Source organism: Vibrio sp. R12-SG2-ISO1, assembly GCF_059834045.1.
The window spans coordinates 17779-41817 of sequence record NZ_JCBDGO010000005.1 but is presented as its reverse complement, the minus strand read 5'-3'; the positions used below and the strand labels follow the sequence as shown (position 1 = coordinate 41817).

At 50.4% G+C, this 24039-nt stretch carries 18 protein-coding genes; 10 read left to right on the top strand and 8 right to left on the bottom strand.

Features of this window, described 5'->3' with window-relative positions:
- Positions 1-44 precede the first annotated feature (44 nt).
- The 4 genes from AC6R10_RS04525 (at position 45) to AC6R10_RS04510 (ending at position 4317) form a co-directional block, all read left to right on the top strand.
- Positions 45-1397 (top strand): DASH family cryptochrome, encoded by a 1353-nt coding sequence (locus AC6R10_RS04525; RefSeq protein ID WP_500671593.1) that lies wholly within the window; start codon positions 45-47, stop codon positions 1395-1397.
- Positions 1398-2954 carry a cryptochrome/photolyase family protein gene (locus AC6R10_RS04520; protein ID WP_500671592.1) on the top strand — a complete coding sequence of 519 codons (1557 nt, stop codon included), beginning with the start codon at positions 1398-1400 and terminating at the stop codon, positions 2952-2954.
- Positions 2955-3082: 128 nt separating this feature from the next.
- Complete coding sequence (locus AC6R10_RS04515) at positions 3083-3814, top strand: sulfite exporter TauE/SafE family protein (protein ID WP_500671591.1); 732 nt, start codon at positions 3083-3085, stop codon at positions 3812-3814.
- Positions 3815-3882: 68 nt separating this feature from the next.
- Positions 3883-4317, top strand: a complete 435-nt coding sequence (locus AC6R10_RS04510) for a YccF domain-containing protein (RefSeq protein ID WP_334552219.1) — start codon at positions 3883-3885, stop codon at positions 4315-4317.
- A 178-nt stretch (positions 4318-4495) separates the two neighbouring features.
- Here AC6R10_RS04510 and AC6R10_RS04505 read toward each other — a convergent pair whose 3' ends face one another.
- Complete coding sequence (locus AC6R10_RS04505; RefSeq protein ID WP_500671590.1) at positions 4496-5263, bottom strand: ABC transporter substrate-binding protein; 768 nt, start codon at positions 5261-5263, stop codon at positions 4496-4498.
- A 22-nt stretch (positions 5264-5285) separates the two neighbouring features.
- Positions 5286-6365, bottom strand: coding sequence for a histidinol-phosphate transaminase (gene hisC, locus AC6R10_RS04500; RefSeq protein ID WP_500671589.1), 1080 nt, complete (start codon positions 6363-6365; stop codon positions 5286-5288).
- Between the two features lie 205 nt (positions 6366-6570).
- Here hisC and AC6R10_RS04495 point away from each other — a divergent pair, with 205 nt between their 5' ends.
- Complete coding sequence (locus AC6R10_RS04495; RefSeq protein ID WP_500671588.1) at positions 6571-7461, top strand: LysR substrate-binding domain-containing protein; 891 nt, start codon at positions 6571-6573, stop codon at positions 7459-7461.
- An 18-nt stretch (positions 7462-7479) separates the two neighbouring features.
- Here the strand turns inward: AC6R10_RS04495 and AC6R10_RS04490 are convergent, their stop codons facing one another.
- Together AC6R10_RS04490 and glgX are read right to left on the bottom strand one after the other, a co-directional pair.
- Entirely contained in the window at positions 7480-8346 is an 867-nt protein-coding gene (locus tag AC6R10_RS04490) for a glycerol kinase (RefSeq protein ID WP_500671587.1), read from the bottom strand.
- Between the two features lie 4 nt (positions 8347-8350).
- Complete coding sequence (glgX, locus tag AC6R10_RS04485) at positions 8351-10303, bottom strand: glycogen debranching protein GlgX (protein WP_500671586.1); 1953 nt, start codon at positions 10301-10303, stop codon at positions 8351-8353.
- Positions 10304-10753: 450 nt separating this feature from the next.
- Between glgX and AC6R10_RS04480 the strand changes: the two genes are divergently transcribed.
- Both AC6R10_RS04480 and AC6R10_RS04475 read left to right on the top strand, forming a co-directional pair.
- Positions 10754-12076 (top strand): carbohydrate porin, encoded by a 1323-nt coding sequence (locus AC6R10_RS04480; protein ID WP_500671585.1) that lies wholly within the window; start codon positions 10754-10756, stop codon positions 12074-12076.
- A gap of 87 nt (positions 12077-12163) precedes the next feature.
- Positions 12164-13012 (top strand): MalM family protein, encoded by an 849-nt coding sequence (locus AC6R10_RS04475; RefSeq protein ID WP_500671584.1) that lies wholly within the window; start codon positions 12164-12166, stop codon positions 13010-13012.
- A 153-nt stretch (positions 13013-13165) separates the two neighbouring features.
- Here the strand turns inward: AC6R10_RS04475 and pulA are convergent, their stop codons facing one another.
- The gene (pulA, locus tag AC6R10_RS04470) at positions 13166-16789 is read right to left on the bottom strand and encodes a pullulanase-type alpha-1,6-glucosidase (protein ID WP_500671583.1); all 3624 of its coding nucleotides are present in this window, start codon (positions 16787-16789) and stop codon (positions 13166-13168) included.
- 411 nt (positions 16790-17200) lie between these two features.
- Here pulA and AC6R10_RS04465 point away from each other — a divergent pair, with 411 nt between their 5' ends.
- Complete coding sequence (locus AC6R10_RS04465; protein ID WP_500671582.1) at positions 17201-17815, top strand: fumarylacetoacetate hydrolase family protein; 615 nt, start codon at positions 17201-17203, stop codon at positions 17813-17815.
- A gap of 13 nt (positions 17816-17828) precedes the next feature.
- Here AC6R10_RS04465 and AC6R10_RS04460 read toward each other — a convergent pair whose 3' ends face one another.
- From AC6R10_RS04460 to AC6R10_RS04450, 3 genes are all read right to left on the bottom strand, one after another.
- The gene (locus tag AC6R10_RS04460) at positions 17829-18137 is read right to left on the bottom strand and encodes an AzlD domain-containing protein (RefSeq protein WP_487902175.1); all 309 of its coding nucleotides are present in this window, start codon (positions 18135-18137) and stop codon (positions 17829-17831) included.
- Complete coding sequence (locus AC6R10_RS04455; RefSeq protein WP_500671581.1) at positions 18134-18850, bottom strand: AzlC family ABC transporter permease; 717 nt, start codon at positions 18848-18850, stop codon at positions 18134-18136. The genes AC6R10_RS04460 and AC6R10_RS04455 overlap by 4 nt, the downstream gene beginning before the upstream one ends.
- A 146-nt stretch (positions 18851-18996) precedes the next feature.
- Positions 18997-20709 carry a phospho-sugar mutase gene (locus AC6R10_RS04450; protein WP_500671580.1) on the bottom strand — a complete coding sequence of 571 codons (1713 nt, stop codon included), beginning with the start codon at positions 20707-20709 and terminating at the stop codon, positions 18997-18999.
- 504 nt (positions 20710-21213) lie between these two features.
- Here AC6R10_RS04450 and coxB point away from each other — a divergent pair.
- A complete protein-coding gene (coxB, locus tag AC6R10_RS04445; protein ID WP_500671665.1) occupies positions 21214-22374 on the top strand; it encodes a cytochrome c oxidase subunit II in 1161 nt (386 codons plus the stop codon).
- On the top strand, positions 22371-24038 hold the full coding sequence (ctaD, locus tag AC6R10_RS04440) for a cytochrome c oxidase subunit I (protein WP_334552161.1): 1668 nt from the start codon (positions 22371-22373) through the stop codon (positions 24036-24038). Before coxB ends, ctaD begins: the two co-directional genes overlap by 4 nt.
- Position 24039 lies beyond the last annotated feature (1 nt).

Sequence of the window (24039 nt, the reverse complement as noted above, 5' to 3'; positions counted from 1 at the left end):
AACTGCGTATTGAATGGGAGTGAATGATTTTATGGAGCAAGGCTTTGTCACTCCCCACATTTCGCAGGGGGTTGTACTGGTTTCACAATGATTTTCGTCTGACAGACAACCCATTACTTCAAGCCGCAGCAGAGCAGGTCGATGAGATGCTTTGCGTCTGCAGCCCGCCTCAGATGACTCATTTCCTCTCTCGCTTTTCCCAGCAGTGCCAGTTGGGAGCGAGCAGAGAGGCTTTTTGGTCTCAATCGGCCAGCGATCTGGCGGCCAGTTTGGCTAAATTGGGTCAAAACCTCTATTGTTTGCCTGATCTTAGCGCCGCTTCGCTCGCAGCTCTCATTCGAGAGCAGGACATTACCCACTTTTATTGTCAACGTTTTGCCGGTATAGATGAGCAGCGTATAGTGGATGCGTTGCAAGCAACGTGTCCTGATCTCAATATCATCCAAAGAGAGAGTGGCCACATACTTGATGAATCTGAGCTGCCTTTTTCACCCGCCGAACTGCCTGCCACTTTTAGCCGATTTCGAAACCGTGTCGAACCCCTTGCAGTGGCAGGGCCCTTGCCTGTGGTTGAGACATTGCCAAGTGTGATTGAGGTCGATTACCCCCTAGTGACGACGAGTCCCTGCCAAAGCGGGCAGTTTCTGGGGGGAGAGAGCGCGGCGCTAGCCCATTGTGACGATTACTTTTCGACGTCCAACGCGAGTCACTATAAAGCGACCCGCAATGGCCTTGACGGCATGGCTTACTCGACCAAGTTCTCACCGTGGCTCGCTCAAGGTTGTCTCAGTGCACGGACCATTTTGGCCAAACTGGCGCAGTATGAGGCGATTTATGGATCCAATGAGTCAACCTATTGGATTACGTTTGAGCTACTGTGGCGTGACTACTTCTACTGTTATGCAAGATTGCATCGTCAGCGTTTATTCGCTTTTCGAGGTATCACAGATCAAGCGCCGCTCACGTCGTTTTACCCGGAGCACTTTGCGGCGTGGATAGCAGGGGAGACGCCTTATGCTATCGTTAATGCATGCATGAAACAGTTGCGTGCGACAGGGTATATGTCCAACCGCGGCCGTCAACTGGTGGCGAGCTGTTTGGTTCATGAGTTGGGTATGGATTGGCGTTATGGCGCTGCGTACTTTGAAACGCAGTTGGTGGACTACGATGTGGCCTCAAACTGGGGAAACTGGCAGTATCTTGCGGGCGTCGGAGCGGATCCACGCAGCGGGCGCCAATTTAATCTCGAGAAACAGACCCAAACTTACGACCCTGACGGTGAATTTATCCGCCGTTGGCAGGGGACACCCTCTCACTCGTGCTTGGATGCCTTCTCGCGCTTAGATGCCTTCGACTACAATGGCTGGCCGATTGAGGATTGCGGGGAGGCGAGATAAGTGAACTATTCTTGCGTTCGGCTCATTTTGGGGGACCAGTTAAATCATCAGCACGCTTGGTTTGCACAAAAAGAGGAGGGGGTGCTTTACCTCATCGCAGAGCTGCATCAAGAAGCCCACTACACCCGTCATCATAGCCAGAAAATTGCGGCTTTTTTTGCCGCAATGGCGAACTTTGCGCGTGAGCTACTAGAAGTGGGTCATCACGTGGTGCATCTGACGCTCGATGACACCCAGCCCTACAAGGATCTGTCCTCACTCATATCGTATTGGGTCGAGCGGGTTAATGCCGAGACGTTCGAGTATCAAAGGCCGGATGAATACCGACTGATGCGGCAGCTAGAGCTGTTATCACTGCCTCAATGTACAGTGCACTGCGTCGAAAGCGACCACTTTTTGCTGCCATTTGATGAGATTGGCGATTACTTTAAGTCGGGCAAAGCGGTCAAGATGGAAAATTTCTACCGCAAAATGCGCCAGCGCTTTGATATTTTGATGGACGCAGACAAACCCGCCGGAGGACAGTGGAATTTTGACGGTGACAATCGCAATAAGCTCAAAAAGTCCGATATTGAAGCGCTGCCGAGACCTTTGCTGTTTGCCAACGATGTCACATCGATCAATGAGCGTATCAAGCGTCATCAAATCCCGACGATCGGGCAGCAGCAAGAGCGTCTTGTCTGGCCGATATCTCGTCATCAAGGCTTGAATTTGTTGGCGCACTTTTGCCGAGTGTGTCTGCCGCTTTTCGGTCGCTTCCAAGATGCGATGACCGATCAGCATCTTAGCCAATGGAGCCTCTACCACAGCAGACTCTCTTTTGCGATCAACACTAAAATGCTCAGCCCAAGGGAGGTGGTGGACGCAGCGTTAGAGAGTTACCACCAGAGCCAGCGCAGTGACAACCCGATTACGCTGGCGCAGATTGAAGGTTTTGTCCGTCAGATCATCGGGTGGCGCGAGTATATGCGCGGCATCTATTGGAGCAACATGCCAACCTACGCGACGCTCAATGAGCTGCAAGCCAAGCGTCCATTGCCGAGCTACTTTTGGCATGGCCGCACTCAGATGAAGTGTATGCGTGCCTGTATTGGTCAATCGCTTGAGTGGTCTTACGCTCATCATATTCAACGCTTGATGGTCACGGGCAATTTTTGCTTGCTGGCTGGTGTTGCACCGGACGAGGTCGATGCGTGGTACCTTGGCATCTATATTGATGCCATAGAGTGGGTAGAGATGCCCAACACGCGCGGGATGGCGCTGTTTGCCGATGGAGGCATCATCGCCACCAAACCTTATTGTGCAAGCGGAAACTACATCAACAAGATGAGCGATTACTGCAAAGGGTGTCACTACGATGTGAAGCAACGCAGCGGAGAGAGGGCCTGCCCGTTTAATAGTTTGTACTGGCGTTTTATGTTGCTTCATCGTGAGCGTCTCAGTCGCAACCCACGCATCGGTATGATCTATCGCAGTTGGGATAAGCTGTCAGAGGCCGAGCAGGCAGAGGTGTTATCAACGGCGGAGCGTTACCTAGCGCAGATAGACGCGTTGTAACGCTGCACCTTGCAAGCAATGGGGTACTTAGCGTGATCTGTGGTATCTCCATGACGCTATCTCAGTTAAGATACGTTATTGATTGATTATCAAAAGCGGTAAACACCGCTTTTTGCTTGTGTTGACCTATGTTTGCTGAGTGGATGACTTCAGAGGCGCTGATTGCGGCGCTGCTTATTTTTATTGGTTCTTTTGTCCAAACCGCCATCGGTTTTGGTTTGGCGATTGTGGCGGCGCCACTGCTGTTCTTGGTGTCACCGGATTATGTTCCCGCCCCGATTTGTCTCGTTGCGCTGTTTATCTCGCTGCTGAATGCGCTCAAGCATCGCGCCAGTGTGGAAATTGGCGGCTTGAAAATGGCGTTGATTGGTCGGGTGCCGGGCTCTATCGCTGGTGGCGTATTGCTGGTGATGGTCTCGACCGACATGCTCGCGCTTTGGCTCGGTTTATTAGTGCTGTTTGCCGTGGCGGTGAGTCTGCTGCCTTTTCGTATTGAGCCAACCCCCGTCAAAATGGGCATCGCAGGTTTCTTTTCTGGCTTTTTTGGTACCAGCAGCGCCATCGGCGGGCCGCCGATGGCGCTCTTGTTGCAGCATCAAGAAGCAAACCAGTTGCGCGGTAACCTCTCGGCGTTCTTTGTCTTTAGCTCGATCATTTCTTTGATGATTCAAATGCCAGCGGGCTTTTTGAATTGGCACCATGTCTGGATCACCGTGCCGCTGATCCCTGCCGCTTGGGTGGGCTACAAGCTAGCTCAGATGACGACGCATTCGTTACCCAAAGAGAAAATTCGCGTGGGCGCCTTGCTACTGTGTAGTATCAGTGGTGTCACGGCCGTGTGGCAGGCGCTGGCCAGCTAATGAGCGTGCGAAGCGGTTTTGTGTTTGAATAGATGACCAACAGTGACTGAGGAGATCTGGGAATGACTATGCTAAGAATGCTAGGCAATGTGATTTGGTTTGTGTGCGGCGGCGTCATTATGGGGCTGATGTGGTGGCTATTTGGTCTGCTGGCGTTCATCAGCATCATTGGCATTCCTTGGGGGCGTGCGTGCTTTGTGATGGGCAATTTTTCCTTTTTTCCGTTTGGCCAAGAGGCGATTTCCCGTGAAGAGCTGACCAATGAGGTCGACATTGGCACCAGTCCATTTGGGCTGGTGGGTAATATCATCTGGTTTCTACTGGCGGGGATTTGGCTTGCGATCGGTCATATCTGTTCTGCGGTGGCGTGCTTTATCACCATCATTGGTATCCCATTCGCGCTGCAACACCTGAAATTGGCGCTGATTTCGCTCGCACCGATTGGTAAAACGGTTGTGCCCGTCGAGCAAGCCGCTCGGGCACGCTATTCAAATCGCCCGTAGATTCCGCGAGTACCACTCACCAAAGAGCCCCGCTTACTATATATAACAGTGTGCGGGGCTCTCTTTTTGACGCTCTGTTAGACGAACGACTAGGAAAACGCGTCTTACGCTCAGTGACTCAAAGAGTCATTGGTTCGCCGAGTTTCTATTTATTCGTCCGTCATTTATTCGCCGGTAATTATTCGCCGTAGATGTCGAAGCTAAAGTATTTGCTGGCGATCTTGTCGTAAGTGCCGTTGGCGCGAATGGCGGCAATGGCTTGGTTAAACTGCTCGGCTAAGGCCGTGTCGCTTTGACGTAGTGCCAGTGCAGTGCCTTCACCAATGTAGGCCTTGTCAGTCACTGCTTCACCCACAAATTCAAACCCTGCACCAATTTCTTTGTCTAGGAAGGCAAGCGCGAGTTGATCTGAGTTACCAAAGGTGACGTCCAGACGACCGTTTTGCATGTCGATGTATACTTCATCTTGACCACTGTAGCGTTTGATTTCAGCCACATCACCAAACTTGTCGGTGACGTAACGGTCGTGAATCGTACCTGACTGCACACCGATCACTTTCCCTCTCAGTCCGGCTTGGCTGATCTCAATGTTGCCTTGCTTAGCGGTGACGAAACGTGCTGGCGTTTGGTAATACTTGTCGGTAAACAGAATGCGCTTTTTACGCTCTTCAGTAATACGCATCGAGGCCATGATGACGTCCGATTTACGCGCGAGTAAGCTTGGAATTAACGCATCCCAACCTTGTGATACCCAAGTGCACTCCAGTTTTGCTTCAGCACATAGGGCATCGGCGATTTCAATGTCAAAGCCCGCAGGTTTGCCATCGGCATCCATGTAGTTGAAAGGGGGATAAGTGAAATCAGACGCCAGACGCACGGTTTTCGCCAACGCTGGGGCGGTCATCATAGTGGCGGTGCAAGCAATGAGAGTGAGGAGTTTTTTCATCGTGGTTCCTTTTTATAATGGGTTACTGCGCCGAAGTGGCGGGGTAGCGACACATGAGCTCGGCAACTTCGTCCATGCTTTGCTCTGAGCCGATGGTAATACGAACGCAATGCTTCAAACTTGGCTCATGAGCCTGATTGCGCGTGACCACGCCATGCTCGGCGAGGTACTGAAACAGATCCACACCGGGTTTGGTGCGAATTAGAACAAAATTTGTCGCGCTCGGATAGAGGGTCTCGATCCAGTTCAGTGAGTCAATGCGCGCGATAAAGCGCTGTTTGGTCTCAATCAGACGCTGAGTCGCCGCGGCGACTTTCTTTAGTCCATCGTTGCTGAGCGCTTTAAGCACAATCTCCGCCGTGCTGTCAGGCATCGGGTAAGGAGGGACGAGCTTTTTCACATAGTCCATAACCGCGGGTTGAGCGATGATAAAACCACAGCGCACCGCCGCCAAACCGAAGGCTTTGGATAAGGTTCGGATGACGACTAGATGCGGATAGTGATCGATAAGGTCGACCACGCTCTCGCCAAGTTCAAACTCAATGTATGCCTCATCCACGACCACGATGGCGTCGTTCGCTGTATTTTCGAGCACGGTAATGATGTCTTGACGGGCGAGCAGTTGGCCCGTCGGATTATTCGGCGAGCAGAGAAAAACAAGGTTCACCTTTGGCGCTGCGCGTGTGATGCCTTCAACATCTAACGCAAAAGCATTGCCCATCAAAGGGACATCAATAGTGTCGACCGCGAAGGATTCGGCGCAAAACTCATACATGGCGTAGGTTGGCGAGCAAATCGCGATCTTGTCTTTACCTGGCTGGCAAAAGGTTCTGACCAACAGATCAATCGCCTCATCGGCGCCGCGCACGGCCATCACATCCTGGTCGGTATGGCAGTACGCTTGGTAAGCGCGCGCGATGTCGTGAGGCAAGTAGTCAGGGTAACGGGAGTAATCGGATTGTTGTTCATCAAAAAAGATCGGGGTCTCTAACTCGTTGGCGTTGAGCCACACGCGCCCATGACCACCTATGCGTCGAGCAGATTGATAAGGTATTAATTTTTTTATGCTCTCAGGCGCTAATTTATCCGCTAATGAATCCATTTACGTTCCTTTGACTGATTTTATAGTCGCTCACAATGAAAAATTATTTCTTATAAGCGGTTTGTATTGCCAATTTAGTCAAAAATGGGAGTTGGATGAAACGAAATTAATACATGATAGCCATGCATTTTTGTCATGGCTTGTGCTAGGGGTTTTAACATGACCTGTGCTAGAGTCGTGCCATTCTGGCAGACAAGTATTGACGATGAATCATCGACTTCCTTCGACAAAAAATTTGCAAGCCTTCTTGGCAACGGCGGAGCATCTCAATTTTACTCATGCGGCGAGTGCGATGGCGATGACGCAAGGGGCGATCAGCCGTCAGATTCAGTCACTTGAATCCATGATGGGGGTGAGCCTGTTTTATCGCCACGCTCGCGGTTTGGCACTGACACCAGACGGACTCAAGTTTGTGCCACTGGCCGAAGCGGTTATTCACCAATTGCAAAATGCGGTGCGTGAGGTCGCAGAGAGCGCCAACCGCATTAAACTCAATGCACCTAGCTGCATCACCACGTTTTTGCTGGAAAAATTGACGGCCTTTCAGATTTCTCATCCGGATATCAATGTCGAGCTTACCTCGACCACCAAGCATCAGCTCCACCCTAACTTTGATAGTTTTGATCTGGTGATTATGTATGGCCGAGCGAGTGCGACCAAGCGTGTGAGACAGGTGCTTTTGTTTGAGGAGCGCCTTTCCCCAGTTTGTGCACCGCAGATTTGGCACCAAGCGCAGCAAGAGGGGGGCGGTGATGCTTACCAGTCATTGCGGCGCGTTAACTGGCTACACGCGAATGCGGAGCAATCCGATTGGCAGCTGTGGCTTGATAGTATTGGGTTAAGTCAACTGCGCGGCGCACGTAACCAAACCTTCGCCACTTTGGATCAAGCGATGAATGCCGCGCAACTGGGCTACGGGATGACGGTCGGCGATCTCACTCTGGCAGCGCGTCAAATCGAGCATCAGCAACTGATTCAGCCTTTTGAGCATGAGGTAATGTCCGGCAAAGGCTACTATTTGATCGCTCCCGCAGACAGCGACAATCCGAATTTGAGCGCCTTTGTTGAATGGTTGGCGTCGGTGAATACGCCTTAGTCTTTGGCCAGTGGAAGGTTAATACGCCTTGATACCGTAAGCGCGCAGTTTGGCGGGTAGACACTCATCGAGTGTCTCGACCTCTTCTGGGTGTATCTCAATCAGTTCAAAACCATGTTGAGCGTAGAGGGCGCGAAGGGTCTCACGTTGGTCATCTGGCATTGCGCCGCTGTCTGAGCCCCAATACTGGATATAGACGTTGCCCGTTGGCAGATAAAAATCGCTCAACACATCTTGTTCAATAGGCAGCGGTCTATCGTAGGCGTGGACAACGCCGTTCATGTACAGCCAGTTATCAATCAGTAGCTCACCTTTTGAGCGAACATAGTGCCCGTCTAAGGTGCGATGTTTGGCTTCAAACTTTTGCCGAAAGCTAGAGAGGGATTTATCCGTCGCGTGCGCGTGTGCATCTTGACCGGAAAACTCGACCACCGTTTGCCTCAGGCGTTTGTTGCGCGCTATTGAGTCATGCCAGACGACAAATTTCTGGCCGCTCTGTTTATCCTCACGTTGGTAACCACCGGCACTGAGCCCCGTCTGGCTCACTTGCCAGCCTTGCTCGGTTTTTTGGATCCAACCGAGTTCTTGAAGCAGTTGATTGATTTTTTTCGCCGCCAGGGAAAAGCGTTCGCCAAGCTCGGTGGCGGTGAGCGTTTTGCCGCTGGTGGCGTCACTATCAATCAGTAGGTTGGTTGGCCAGACGATAAACTGGCCAAATTTGGGGTGGTTGGCGTAGTCACCACCAAACTTTTTGCCCAGTTCCGTCAACACCCAACTCTCGTCATCACGATTGATGTAGCCAGCCAGTTTCAACTGATTGAACAAGGCTTTGGCGTCCAAGCCGCGCTGTTTTGCCAGCGCGGTGGTAGAGAGTTTGTCGGCCACTGGCTTAACTTGCCTTATAGTGGAAAATCGCCATCGATCCTGGCGCGATCAGCACTTGCTTGTGATCAATGGTTTGATGCACTTCGTGCGAATCGGTGTTGCAGATCATCATCCACTCTTGTTGATTTTCTGCTGGCAAGGTAAAGCGCGCGGGCGCCGTAGTTTGGTTGATGCAGTAGAACAGCTCGTCACCTGCTTTGTCGATGCCCAGTTGCAAAGCGACGCAACTCAGTTGGTTCCAATCTTCATGTTCCATGAAGGTGCCATCAATGCGTCGCCACAGTACGCGGTTTTCATTGCGGGTATCGCCACTAAAGGCGCGAATGAACGGCACCATGTAAGTTTGACGCGCTTTCACCATTTGCGCCAACCACTCACGAAAGCTCTGCTTTTCTTGGGTCATAGACCAATTGAGCCAACTAATTTCGTTGTCTTGGCAGTAGGCGTTGTTGTTGCCACCTTGGGTGTGAGAGAGGACGTCGGCGGTCAAAATGTGCGGAATGCCGAAGGCGAACAGTAAGCTGGCCATGAAGTTGCGTTTCTGCCGTTCGCGTTTTTCGATAATGCGCGGATTATCGGTTGGCCCTTCGATGCCATAGTTTGCGGAGCGGTTATCCCCGTGACCGTCCCGGTTCTGTTCGCCGTTGGCGTCATTGTGTTTTTGCTTGTAGGAGACCAAGTCCTGCATGCAAAAGCCATCATGATAGGTGATGTAGTTAACGGTCAGTTTATAGGGCCAATTCGCCGCGCTGTAGAGATCACGCGAGCCCATAATGCGCGTCGCAAACTCTTTCATAAAGCCTTGGTCACCGCGCCAAAAGCTGCGGGTGATGTCTCGTAGGCGATCGTTACACTCATTCCAGCCAACCGGAAAATTCCCTACTTGATAGCCGTTCGGGCCAATGTCCCAAGGTTCGGCAATCAACTTCACCTCACGCAAGATGGGGTCTTGGGCGACAGCTTTAAAGAAAGCGGTATTGGGGTTAAAGGCTTCACGTTCACGACCCAAGGTCGCGGCTAAATCAAAGCGGAAACCGTCCACTTGGAACTCCTGCGCCCAATAACGCAGCGTGTCCATAACTAAGTTGAGGCTCGGTTGGTAAGAGAGATCCACCGTATTGCCACAGCCGGTGTAGTTGGCGTAGTGATCGTCGTGGCGCAAGTAGTAGTTAGCATCCAGCGCTTTGAGGTTAAACACCGGACCATCTGCGCCACCTTCGGCGGTGTGGTTGTAGACCACATCCAAAATTACCTCGATACCGTGGCGATGCAGCTCGCGAATGGTGGTTTTCAGCTCAGTCACGGCGTCGTGCATCGCGTATCTTGGGTCAGGCACCATAAACAAGTATGGGTTGTAACCCCAATAGTTGACTTTATCCATCTTGAGCAGGTGCGGCTCATGCATACAAGCGGCGACGGGCAGCAGTTGCAAAGTATTGATGTTCTGCTGCTTGTAAAATTGGATCATCGCTTCGCTGACTAAGCCCAAGTAGGTCCCGCGAGAGTATTCAGGCACATTCGGGTTAAGTTTGGTGACCCCTTTGACGTGCGTTTCAAACAGCACCATTTCGTCACGCGGGCGATGAGGCTTAGCAACACCTTGCCAATCAAAACTGGTTTTAGTGACGACGCACTTGGCTAATTGGAAACTTTTTTCAGCATTAAAAGGGAGGTCATAGAAGAGAGGCTTATCGAGGGCTTTGGCATAAGGGTCAGAGAGATAATGCTCTGCATCGTTGACCCGGGTAATAAAGCCGTATTTTTGCCCCGCTTTAATCCCTTCTATATAGGTGTGCTTAATACCCGCGTCTTCATTATCGAGCGGGTAAGTCGTATAAGAGCCATCGGCTTTAAAAAGCGCGAGTTGTAAGTCTTGGTTAGAAGGCGAAAAAATCGAGAAGTTACAACCTGCTGCATCCAAGGTGGCCCCTAATGGGTATGGGCGAGAGCACTGCATTGTCTTTTACTTATTGTCGTGTGTTTTTCAATCTCACTTTAGTAAATAGTTTTGTTTATAGCAGGTCAAGCCTATTACCAAAATAATTCTCAATGAAATTTAATTACAATTTAATGAAATCAAAAAATCAAATCGTGAGCCGTGTGTCATTTGGTGCGAAACTTTGTTTCGAAATCCTCCTCTACTCCTCCCGATTAGTGTGATCTCAACCAAATCAACGGCGTACTCCCACATTCCTCCTCCCTTCTCATCCCCCTCAAATTAATCTGAGGTGGAGGAAGTCAGCCTTACCCCGCTTCGTTAATCTAGCCACAGTTGAAACGAACGAGGATGAAGCGCAAGCCAAGTCCTATCTTACCTCTCTTTTTCAAACACTCCGTTACTGCCTTGCGGGATGTCCTTAGAGGAAGAGAGCAAAAGAATAATAATCCCTATAAATGGAGTTAAATAATGAAAAAAGTAAGTGTAATTGCTGCTGCAGTGGCTGCGACTCTCGCTGCTGGTTCTGCATTCGCAGAAGATAAAGTGAACCAGGGTTGGCAAGTCAACGGTTATGGGCACCTTCTCTACAATGCTGGTCAGTCTTTAGCACTCAACGAAACATGGGAACACCGTCGAGACTACCGTGCTGCTGGTGCGCCTTTCTCTGGCAACCCAAATCAAGTTGAATTCACAGTGACACGCGGTGATAACTACGAAAATGGTGCATGGTCTAAATACGTTCTAAAAACAGAGTATGGTAATAACGAAGGCGGTAATGGTCGTGGTTTCTACGGTTCATCTTCAGGTAACGAAGGTCATTTTGAAACCGGTCAACTTGAATTTAAAGAAGCTTACGTAGAGTTGGGTGATCTTTCCTACTTTGCTGAAGGCACGAGTGTTTGGGCTGGTAAACGTTACCTAAACCGTCAGGCTGGTATCATCACTAAAGAATTCTGGAAACAATCATCTGGTGTGGGTGGTGGTATCCAATACAAAGATATGGGTATCGCTGTAGTTTCTGCTGACGCTGGAGAAGGTAGTTGTGGTGACCAGAGCTGTAAGAATGATAACGTAGACGATCAGCAGCGTAGCACTACAATGACATCGGTAGACTTGTACTACTACGGCGTAGAAGCGCTAGGCGGACGTTTTGACTTTGACGCTAAGTTTATGAGCCGTGCCAATGTAGAGTCAGACGACACAGCAGACAGCGGTTTTGGTCTTTCAGTTACCTATTCTCGCGACTACTACGGCTTCGATGGTTGGTCATTGACAGCACTAACTTATGGTAAGGGCGTTGCTGCAAACCGTGGTGTGAACTTTGGTCAATGGAGCGGGAACTGGAACAAAGATGATGAATCAATTTTCTTGACCTCTTACGGTGTGGCAAACATCACTGACAAGCTACAGCTAGGTACAGAACTGACATATTGGGATTTGTCAAACGATAAAACCGATCAAGTATGGGGCTCACAAGATGGATTGTCTCGCTTTATCTTTGGTGCAACACCATCATACAAGGTTAACGAAAATTTCCGTATGGAAGCAACATTCTCATACGCAGTTGAGAGCCTAGGGTCAGATGGTACATGGGGTCGCGAGAAAGCAGATACAAGCTTCTACACAGCAACGCTTGCTCCAGTGCTGACTGTTAATGCTGATTACTGGGGTCGTCCTCAGATCAAACCATACATTTCTTACATGGCATCAAGTGACGATGGCTACAACTGGAGTAATGATGGTAAAGATTCAGAAACTCGCTTCGGTGTTGAAGCTGAAATCTGGTTCTAATACCTAGTCTTAGTCCTCATTTACTGTTACTAACTATAAGGCGGCCCTAGAGGTCGCCTTTTCTGCTCTCTACCCAAAGGATGAATGATGAAACAGAGTCTATTAATTTTGATGTCGGGCCTTAGCCTTTTGGGGTGTGCCTCTGACCAATCGATTGAACAAAAATTGGAGCTACAGCCACTCTCTGCGTCGGTATGTTGTGAGGCGGCGACGGCGTATCCATGGATAACGTTGAACCAAGAGCAGCAACTTAAATTTCACATCAATGAGTCCTCGCCTGTTGACCTATTCCCAAGCGGGAAAAGTTATTTTGCGCCGTTTGTTTTTGACCAACAATCGGGTGTTGTGGATCTGCTCATTCGTAGCAATATGGAAGATGGGCTCGTTGCTATCCCAGTAGTTGAATTACTTAACAAGGATTTCCAAGTCGTAAAAACGCTGACAAAGGCCGATTTTAAAATCGTATTCTCAGATGCGTTTGCTCGCAATCGGTTTGAACTTGAAATCAAAGTGGATTCAGTTGAAACCCCTTATATGGTGATTTACACCGATAATAGTCAGCTCGCCAGTAAGGTCGTGGTCCCTCATCCGGCAAAACTACGTGCAGAGGAATCTGGGGAACCGATGCCAATCGTGACTGACCCTACGTATCTTGCCTCTAATGTCGGCTACTTTTCGATTGAAGTGGAAACTTTGTCATTGAGTGGCTTCGGACAGAAAGAGCTTGTTGAAAAATCAGAAGGTTCAACGGCTAAGTTGAACAAAGCGCCTAAAGTGCAAGCCATATCGGAAACCCAACACTACTACCACAACGCAATAAAGTCTGCCGTTCAGGCGGGAGAGCTCGACAAAGCCTTGAGCCTGCTAGAAGAAGCCAAAGCGCTCAATGTTGAAGGCGCACAAGAGACCTTTATCAAAGCGGTGAATGCGCGCTAACCACTAGCAATTCGAACGTAGTTAATGGTACGAATAGTTTACAGAAAGAAGCCCATGTGGAGGATAAATCCACATGGGCTTTTTCTTGGTTGTATATATCTGTAGTCTGAATGGAACAAGTGAGGCGCCCATCGGCGCCTCGTTTTGCTTAGGTTAGTTGGCCTTTACCACAGAAAGCACAGGCTGAGTTTCGCTGTCGTTTTGTAGGTAAACGGCATTAAGCGTAAAGGTGTAGTCACCCGCTTCGCTGATGGTGACTGAGCAGTTGCCGTCGCTACCAAGTGGTAGTGAGCTGCTGGCTTGTGCGGCGTTGTCGCAACCGATGTTGGGGTTACTCCAACCTGAGTCGGCGAATTTGAACGCGTAGCTTCCTGCATCGAGGGTATGGGTGACGCTGTAGACGCCGTTGCCAATAAAGCTCATCGCCCAGTTCGCATCATCGCTCCAACCATTCATATCACCTTTGACATACACGGTGGTGTCGCCGTATGGCGGGGTGTCGGAGAGATCTTTACTGCTCACGGGTAAGCCAGTGCCTTGCACGCCAGATTGCTCTTGAACAAACACCGCGGTGGTGAGTGCTGGCACGCTAAAGGTGTTACCGCTAAAGCTTGCTGTTTGGACATCGCTGTCCGCTGAGCTTTGTTGCACAGTGTGTAAGGTAAAGTTGCTCGCGTTAGCGATATCGAAGTCCTGCGTCTGTGCCGTGGCGTTGACGATGACCACAATCGCATCATAGTTGGCATCCAAATCGTCGCCTGCGCTCACGCCATCGTCAATAGACATGACAATCAGCCCCTGAGTTTGCTGAGGTCCGACATTATGGAAATCAACGCGGTTTTGTACCTCGGTCAAACTTGGCAAACGGAACAGCTCACTAGTGCTGCGTATGGTAAGCAGCTCGAGGAACTGTTGTTTGCTCAGCTCGATATCGGTCGGGATAGGTTTTGCGGTGCTGTCACTGAGCAGGGTTTGAATCAGCGGCCAGTTGGCGCCATCTTTGTCTTCACGCGGTAGGCCGACATTCCAGTTGTTGTCTGAGCCGTCAAAACGTACACGGTTAAACCAATCGCCCGAATCATAAGAATCACGCTGCATCGATTTCGAACGCAGCAACTCCGAGCCCATATGAATGAACGGAATGCCTTGGCCAAGCATCACGGTAGAGAGTGCCACCGTCTGCATTCTGGCGCGTTCAGCGCTGCTGGTGCCTGTCGCAATCTTATAGGCGTTGTTGTCCCACAAGGTTTGGTTGTCGTGTTTAGAGACATACGAAATGTTTTCAGATGGTTTGTGAGTGTAACCAGCCGGCGCACCGTTGTAGTCGATGTTTTTACCCATCTGCAGCGTGCCTTGATAATCGGTGAGGCGATAATCGGCAAGGTTCCCGGCCATGCCAAGGCGCACTAAATCTTGATTGTGCAGCATGGCATCAAGATAAGCCTGATCTTGAGTCACCTCTTCGTTGGGGTATGCCGCGTTGGCAAAGCCCTGATTAAAGCGAAGTGGGTGCTTACCTTGTGAGTTTTGTCCGCCGTCAAATGGGCTGCCACCACGTACTGCATCACGTAAGCGATCGGAGAAAGTACCGATCTCGGTGCCTGCCATGTTAATTTGCGTGGCTTGATCAAAACGAGCGTTATTGGCCACCTCACCAAAATCCCAACCTTCGCCATAGAAGAGGGTGTCAGGGTCGATGCTGCGTACTTGCTCTAACGCGTAGACCATCAGATCTTTTGGCTGGTGGCCCATCAAGTCAAAACGGAAACCATCGACTTTGTAATCGTTGGCCCACACTTTGAGCGAATCAACCATCAACTTGCCCATCATCAAGTTTTCTGTTGCCGTGTTATCACAACAGGTGGACATCTCAACTTGGCCGGTATTGGTGTCTAGACGGTGGTAATACCCAGGAACAATTTTATCCAGCACCGATTTTTCATTGATGCCAGAGGCGTTCGTGTGGTTGTAGACCACATCCATCACTAGCTTCAACTCCATATCGTGTGCCGCTTTGACCATTTCACGGAATTCGACAATGCGCGTGGTGCCTTCGGGGTTGGTCGCGTAGCTGCCTTCAGGGACGGTGTAGTGGAACGGATCGTATCCCCAGTTAAAGCTGTCTAGCATACGCAGATCGTTTATGAGTGCTTGCGCTGCACCTGTCGTGGGGTCATAGCTGTTGAGCACATCTTCGATGATCTCATTGTCGCCATTGGTCTCACAAATCGCCGCTGTGGATTTAATGGCGCACAGCTTGCCCACGGTATCGGTAATGTCGACGCGATTGGCGCTCTCTTCATCGACCGTCGCAATGTCGAATGCAGGCAAAATATGTAGCGTAGTCAGGCCGGCATCTTTGAGCGCTTGTAGGTGCTGCACGGATTCACGTGACGCTTCGGTCAACGCGATGTATTTACCGTTGAGCTCAGGGCTGCCAAGTTGATCACTGAAGCTGAAATCACGCAGATGAGATTCGTATAGGACGTGATCTTCATCTTTAGCTAGCACCGGGCTGGTGGAGCTTTCCCAGCCGCTAGGCATAAGAGTGCTATCGTTGAGATCCACCACTTGTGAGTAGCGTGAATTGCTGGAAAGGCTGAGTGAGTATGGGTCTGTGACTAAACGGGTTTCCACCACGCCTGTGGTTGGATGATAAACGGTGACTTGATATTGATAATAGAGGCCAACTTTGTCACTCAGTGCCTCAGACGACCAAATTCCGGTTGTCGTGTTTTCACTTAGCGTCACGCGCTCTAGTTCCGTTTTATCGGTATCGTAGATGACCAATTCAACGCTTTTCGCAGTGGGCGCCCACAGTTTGAAGGTGGTATCGCCTTGCTCAACGATGGCGCCGAGTGTCTCACCCATTGCATTGCCGGCATCGCTTGCGGCAAATACCGCATCCAATACGCCCGCTTTTTGCACTTCGGTTGAGGCTACCAAGTTACCACTGTTGTTATAAGCCGCGACCACCACTTGCGATTTTAGAATGGTGTGCAGTGTGGCGTCATCGACATCCAGTGTCATTGCGCCTAATTCTGCGAGATGGCGAAAACGTGTTTTCAGGTCATCGCTTAGGCTGCCACTGGTAGAGAGGGCAACTTCAGTACCACCTTGAATGGTTTTGTCACTGCTCATCGAAATGCCGCCGTTTGGTGCGTAAAAGAGTTTGACCGATGTCGCGTTTGAAGCGCTTTCCCAAGCGAGTGTATCACTATCGAGCCAGTGGGCTTTGCGCCCATCAATCATGACTGGCCGCTCTTTGGTGGGTGTATAGTACAGCTCACTGCTACCATGGAAACCAAATAGGCTGCGTGTGGGACCAAGTTTGGTCAAATCCACTTTAGCATTTTGGCTACCAAAGGCTTTCTCATCGCCTTTGTGGAGAATAAAGTTCATGCAGTTATGTGGATCTGAGGCGTCAAGATCCACCTTGAGCACGTAATACGCGCCATAGGTAGCGCTGATACCCGTACGAAGATAAGGCGCGTTCCAATCCGTACCGGTGTCGGCAATGTCCATTGCTGGTAAATCCGTACTGGTGCATCCCTCCCCATTCCAAAGGTGCATGCCCCAACCGTCATAATCACTGCCGGTTGATTGCGCCGCAATCTCGCTGTCGCGTTTGTAGTAGATCACCACCTCATCGTTGGCGGCTGGGTAGAGGTCGTCTCCCTCTTCGGTGGGTGGATTGAGTTTACAACCCGCCAAGGCGGCCACGGCAAGCATGGGTATGATGGCCTTAACCACCGGATTAAACGTGTAGTGTTTCATCGTTATGTGCTTCCATTCTCTGTTGATTAGCAACAAAAAGCATACGATTGAGTGGCCGCGCCATGTGTGAGTGCCAGAGCTAAAGTTGCTTTGGTGAAAGAAATAATGGCGTGATTGAGTGCGCCTCACATCTCTGGTTGAAAAGTGAACAATAAGTGTTTTTAGGATCACAAAATAGCGTGTAAAAATAAGACTCAATTCGCGTAGAGGAGGAGGGGTGAGGCGTAGTAAAGGAGGAGAACTCAACCTAAATTATGTGAGTTCAGTAGGCGAAAAAAAGACACATATTTTTTGTTGTAAAATAACAGTCTCAGATCTGAATTTATCAGATTGGTATGTTAAATTGTCAAAAAACTCATTTAGAATCGGAGCTTTAGTTGACAACGACAATTGATGACCACGGATGGAAAAATGACGTCAATAAAACTCGGCAGCAGTGAGATTACCCCTAGCAAAATCGTCTGTATTGGCCGCAACTATATCGAACACATTCACGAGTTGGGTAACGCCGTTCCTGAGCAGATGGTGGTGTTTAACAAGCCAGCCAGTGCGATTACGTCAACCTTGTCCTCTTTTCATCAAGAGCCGCTTCATTACGAAGCAGAGATCTGTTTTGTGGTGACGAACGGAGAATATAGCCATGTCGGGCTAGGGCTGGATTTGACCAAACGCGGCTTGCAGTCGTCTCTCAAAGGGAAAGGCTTACCCTGGGAGCGAGCAAAAGCGTTTGATGGCTCTGCGGTGCTTAGCCGTTTTATGCCACTCGATGGCATAGAGGTGAATGCGCTGAGTATCGAGCTCTACATCAACTGCGTGCGCGTTCAAAAAGGTGCAGTCACGCAGATGATCTATTCTCCACAAGCGATTTTGCAAGAGCTCGGCAGCTACACCACGCTATATGACGGGGATGTGGTCATGACAGGCACGCCACAAGGTGTGGGCGAAGTGCACAGTGGCGATCGCTTCCTTGCGCGGTTGAAAACCGATGACACCACCTTGATGGAGATTGAGTGGATTGCGCATTAATCGGATGCGTGAGTTACATCAGTTTCAATAGTAGGAAAAGACACATACTGATCACGGTGGTCAGCAATACGTTTTTGGTTTTCCATGCAATCAAGGCCGCAATCACTGCGCCCACTAAATAGGGATTGCTGTGTGACAGCCACAGCTCTCCCTCCGGTATAAAGACAATCGGTGCCCAAATGGCGGTTAATACCGCAGGCGCTGAGTAGCTGAGCAAGCGCTGCATACTGTGATTTAGCTTGAGTGGTAATTTGGGCTCAAGAAACAGGTAGCGACTGAGAAACACTAACGCCGTCATCGCTAAAATGGACCCTAAAATCATACCGCTCTCCCTTTCACTTGCTCCGTCACATAACCTGCCAACATGCCACTGATACTCGCTAGCATCAGTCCTCCATCGAGTGAGAAATAGTGACAAGTGACCGCGACGATCAGCGAGGTGAGTACGGCAACGATAACTGGCGACGACTGAATATTGGGCACGACGATGGCAATAAAGGTCGCCGCAACCGCAAACTCGAGACCGAGCTCATTCATCATCGGGATTTGATTGCCAAGCACAATGCCCGCTAAGGTCGCTAAGTTCCAACAAAGATAAAAACTGAGGCCAGCGCCCAAGGCATACCAGCGATCGAACTGCTGCTCAGATTGCTGACCACAGATAGCAAATAGTTCATCGGTCAGCAAAAAACCGAGCGTCAGACGCCATTTTAGTGGCAGTGGACTGATTCGATTGCGCATCGACACGCTGTACAGCAAATGACGGGAAGTAATAAAGAAGGTGGTGAGCAACATAGTGGCAAGCCCTGCGCCCGCTTTAAACATGCCCGTTGCGACTAATTGCGCGGAACCCGCAAACAAAATCGCCGAGAGCGCTTGGCTCTCTAAACTGGTCAATCCCGCATCGATGGCAAACGAGCCTGCGAGCAATCCCCAAGGGATCACCGCAATACTCAGAGGCACCATAGCAAGGCTACCTTTGAGAAGTTGTTCTCGTTTACTGGTTTGGTGGGTGGGGAGTGTGTCGGTATCCATAAGCCTCAATTATCCGTTTTGCACTGGTCTCTAATTTTCGCCAGGTGAAAAGCCAGCGCGATAGGCGACATGCCATTGATTCTGCTAGCTTATCGATAATGAGGCCGTTATACAAAGCGCTTTCGTGTCACAAAAGCGCTTGAGTGCTAAAGGTGCGTTAAGCTCGTTTGATGTTCACTGATGAGCAAATCCATCACTTTCTGAGCGTGGTTGCTGGCTTCGGCAAAACTTTGCTCAGGTGGGAAGGCTTCGACCACTTCGTAATAACACTTAATTTTCGGTTCAGTGCCGGATGGGCGAACAATCACACGCGCGCCACCCGCGAGATGATAGATAAGCACATCACTGGCCGGTAAATTTATGGTCTCCACTCGACCATCTTGATAGGTGGTGGTGAGCGTTTTGAGATCGTCGACGCGTTCGATGTCACGCCCTGCAATTTGGCTGACTGGTGAGGCTCTTAGGCTCTCTCCAATAGCGGGTGCGCTTGGATCTAGGGCAATACTGCGCTGCGCATTGACCACCATGCCATGTTGACGATAGATCGTCTCCAGTTGATCCCACACGGTTTTTCCTTGGCGTGCTAACTCTGCCGTCAACTGAGCAAACGCCACCAGCGCTGACAGGCCATCTTTGTCCCAGACAGTGGTGCCAATGGTATAACCCAACGCCTCTTCATAGGCAAACAAGAACGAGCGATCACTCGATACTTTACTCATGGCAACGTTAGTGAGCCACTTAAAGCCCGTCAGCGTTTGGTAGTACTCACCGCCAAGCGAGCGTGCGATGCTGGCGAGCAGTGTCGAAGATACGATGGTATTTCCCACTAGCGGCGTGACACCTTGGCTACGATCAAAATGACTGAGTAGATAATGACCAAACAGCGCGCCCACTTGATCGCCGGTTAACATTTGATAGTCGCCTTGCGCGGTTCTCGCCGCCACCGCAAAGCGATCCGCATCGGGATCATTGGCGCAGGCGAGATCGGCGTTGTGCTCCTTGGCTAATTCAATCACTTTGTCCATCGCGCCCGCTTCTTCGGGGTTGGGGAAGTTGACGGTCGGGAAATGGCCATCTGGATCACGCTGCTCTTTGACGCTGTAAACTTGGTTAAAGCCCGCATCGCTGAGCAGGGCTTCTGCCATCTCTGCGCCGACACCATGCATGGCGGTGTAGCTGATGGTAATGGGCGCAGGCGCTTGGCCGAGTTGCGGGTGAGTGTTGATGGCCTGTCGATAGGTCTTGTAATACGCGTCATCCAGCCAAACGAGCAAGCCTTGAGACTCAGCGTCACTGAGATCCATCAGCGCGAGCGGCGCCGAAGCGGCGTCTTCAATGTGCTTCGCAATGCCGGAATCATGCGGTGGAATGATCTGAGCACCATTCTCCCAGTAGACTTTAAATCCGTTGTATTCCGGTGGGTTGTGGCTGGCGGTCACCACCACTGCCGCTGCCGCGCCAAAGTGTTTGACACCAAACGCCACGATAGGCGTCGCGGCAACGTGATGCGTGAGAAAGACTTTAATCCCAAGGGCAGTCAGTACCGCAGCGGTATCGTGTGCAAACTGTTTGGAATCGATGCGGCCATCGTAGCCGACCACGACACCGCGCTCAGCCGCCTGTGGGATTTGTGCTAGCAGATAGTGACCTAGCCCTGTTGCGGTTTCTTGAATCACCAACCTATTCATACGGTTAGGCCCACAACCCACTTTGCCCCTTAGGCCCGCGGTGCCAAATTCGAGCCGTTGGCTAAAACGATCGTCAAGTTCTGCTTGTTGCTGCTGCTCGATGAGACGTTGTAGCTCTTCACGGGTGGCGGGATCGGGATCGCGTGCTAGCCATTGATCATACTGTTTCATGTTAAGAGTTCCTCGTAGGTCTTGCGACTGACGGTTTGTATGTCGTTCTCTTTGTATTGTAGCTATCTATTACAGCAATGGACGACAGTGTAACTATGGTTGTGATGATTTTAATTGATATCAATTATCATTTATAGGAGCGCAATCGTTAAATCACTATGCGGCCAAAATGGCTATGCCGACAAAATTACTTTGCCGATAAAAAACATTGGGTCACAAAAAAATCATTGGACCTTGTCAACCGCTTGCACAATCTGAAAACGCCAACTAGCTTTTAATTACATTCATTTTGTTAACATAAATATAACAAATTAAACCAAATTTCGCTGTTTATAGGAATCAACTGAGCGACTCCCTTCGGGTGATGTGTAGTAGGCCAAGGTGCGGTGAGGGAACGCTGAGTTCAAGCGAGTTAGCCAGTAGGCTACCGAGCAAAGGAGACATCGTTTGAAACGAGTACAGCAGGCACTGTGGCGATTACTTGGGCAATGGCTTGGCTATGGAATAACCAGTGTGTGGTTGGTGTTACCCGCCCACGCGTCGGCCGAGGAAAGCCCCAAGGACACCACCTACAACATGACACAAGGTGTGACCAATATCAGCGGTCAGGTGTATGAACTGCACATGCTGATTTTTTACATCTGCTGCGCCATCGCACTGGTGGTGTTTGGCATCATGTTCTATTCCATGTATCACCACCGAAAATCCAAAGGCGCGGTTGCGGCGCATTTCCACGAAAGCACCAAAGTCGAAGTGATCTGGACGGTGATCCCGATAGTCATCTTGGTCTTGATGGCAATCCCCGCCACCAAAACCTTAGTGGCCATGGAAGACACGTCACAATCGGACTTAACGATCAAAATCACCGGGTCGCAATGGAAGTGGCACTACAGCTACTTTGATGAAGACGTCGAGTTTTTCAGCTTGCTCGCGACCAGTCAAAAAGCGATCGATGGCATTGAAGAAAAAGGCGCCCATTACCTGCTGGAGGTTGATAACCCCTTAGTGCTGCCGATCAATCGCAAAGTACGATTTTTGATGACGTCCGATGATGTGATCCACTCTTGGTGGGTGCCAGATTTTGCAGTCAAGAAAGACACCATTCCAGGATTTATTAACGAGGCGTGGACGCGCATCGATAAGCCTGGGGTGTATCGCGGCCAATGTGCTGAGTTGTGTGGGAGGGCGCATGGTTTTATGCCGATCGTGGTCCACGCAATGGAAGAAGCAGAGTACGAGCAGTGGCTAGCGGATAAAAAAGCACAACTCGCTTTAGCCAAACAAGAGGCTGCGGCGTCGCTGACGGCAACACTCTCTCTCGAAGAGCTCGTCACCTTGGGCGAGAAAGTCTATCTCGATCGCTGCGCGGTGTGTCACCAAGCCAATGGCGCTGGTATTCCGGGGGCGTTCCCGGCAATCACGGGCAGTAAAGTGGCGACGGGTGAGATAAACAATCACATTGACACCATTGTCTATGGCCGCCCGGGCACCGCTATGCAGGCGTTTGCTAATCAATTGACCGACAAAGAAATCGCGGCGGTGGTGACTTATCAACGTAATGGACTGGGTAATAACACGGGTGACGTTATACAAGCGTCAGACGTTGATGCCTATAAAGCTTCAAAAAGCGCTAACAATGCTGGCGCAGCCGAGGAGGGACAATGAAAACGTCCAAATCTGACTCTATGACGGCAGACAACGTCAAATCTGCGCCTGTAACGGATGCGGAGCTAAGCCGCGCTGGGCACGCTGAAGGGGTGATAGAAGATCATCATGACGATCACCACGATGCGCCAAGCGGTATTTACCGCTGGATTTATTCCACCAACCACAAAGACATCGGCACGCTCTATCTTTGGTTCAGCTTTATCATGTTCCTTACTGGCGGCGCGATGGCGATGGTGATTCGCGCTGAGTTGTTCCAACCGGGTCTACAACTGGTGGAGCCGCAGTTTTTTAACCAAATGACCACGGTTCATGGATTGATCATGGTGTTTGGCGCCGTAATGCCGGCTTTTACTGGGCTTGCAAACTGGATGATTCCAATGATGATTGGCGCGCCGGATATGGCGCTACCTCGTATGAACAACTTGAGTTTTTGGATTCTGCCTTTTGCGTTCTTGATTCTGATTGCCTCGCTGTTTACTGAAGGCGGTGGCCCCGATTTCGGTTGGACGTTTTATGCGCCGCTGTCGACCACCTATGGCCCTGATAGTACTGCGCTGTTTGTCTTTTCTGTACATATCATGGGCATCAGCTCCATCATGGGCGCGATCAACGTCATCGTCACCATCGTCAATATGCGCGCGCCAGGAATGACTTGGTTCAAAATGCCCATGTTTGTTTGGACTTGGCTGATCACGGCGTTTCTGCTGATCGCGGTCATGCCGGTGTTAGCAGGGGCGGTCACCATGGTGTTGACCGATAAGTACTTTGGTACCTCGTTTTTTGATGCGGCCGGGGGCGGCGATCCGGTGATGTTCCAGCACATTTTCTGGTTCTTTGGTCACCCGGAAGTATACATTATGATTTTGCCCTCATTCGGTATCATTTCGGCGATTATCCCCGCTTTTAGTGGTAAAAAGCTCTTTGGTTATCACTCAATGGTTTATGCGACTTGCAGTATCGCGCTGCTCTCTTTCTTGGTTTGGGCGCACCACATGTTTACGACCGGCATGCCGGTGTTTGCAGAGCTGTTCTTTATGTATTGCACCATGCTCATCGCGGTGCCGACTGGGGTGAAAGTGTTTAACTGGGTTGCGACCATGTGGCGGGGGGCGATGACGTTTGAAACGCCTATGTTGTTTGCTATCGCGTTTATCATTCTTTTCACGATTGGGGGATTTTCGGGCTTGATGTTGGCGATCGTTCCTGCGGATTTCCAGTATCACGATACCTACTTTGTGGTGGCACATTTTCACTATGTCTTAGTCTCGGGTGCGGTCTTCTCGATCATGGCGGCAGCGTATTACTGGTTGCCGAAGTGGACGGGTCACATGTATGACCATAGGTTGAGCTTGTGGCATTTCTGGTGCTCGGTCATTTCCGTCAATATCTTGTTCTTTCCGATGCATTTTCTTGGCCTTGCGGGGATGCCAAGACGCATTCCTGATTACGCCATTCAGTTTGCCGACGTCAATCAAATCGTCTCCATTGGTGGGTTTGCCTTTGGTCTCTCTCAACTGATTTTCTTGTGGCTCGTCATTAAGTGCATTCGCGGCGGCGAAAAGGCAAGCGCGAAACCGTGGGAGCGTGCAGAAGGTTTGGAGTGGAGCGTGCCTAGCCCTGCACCACATCACACGTTTTCAACACCACCTAAGATTGATTGAG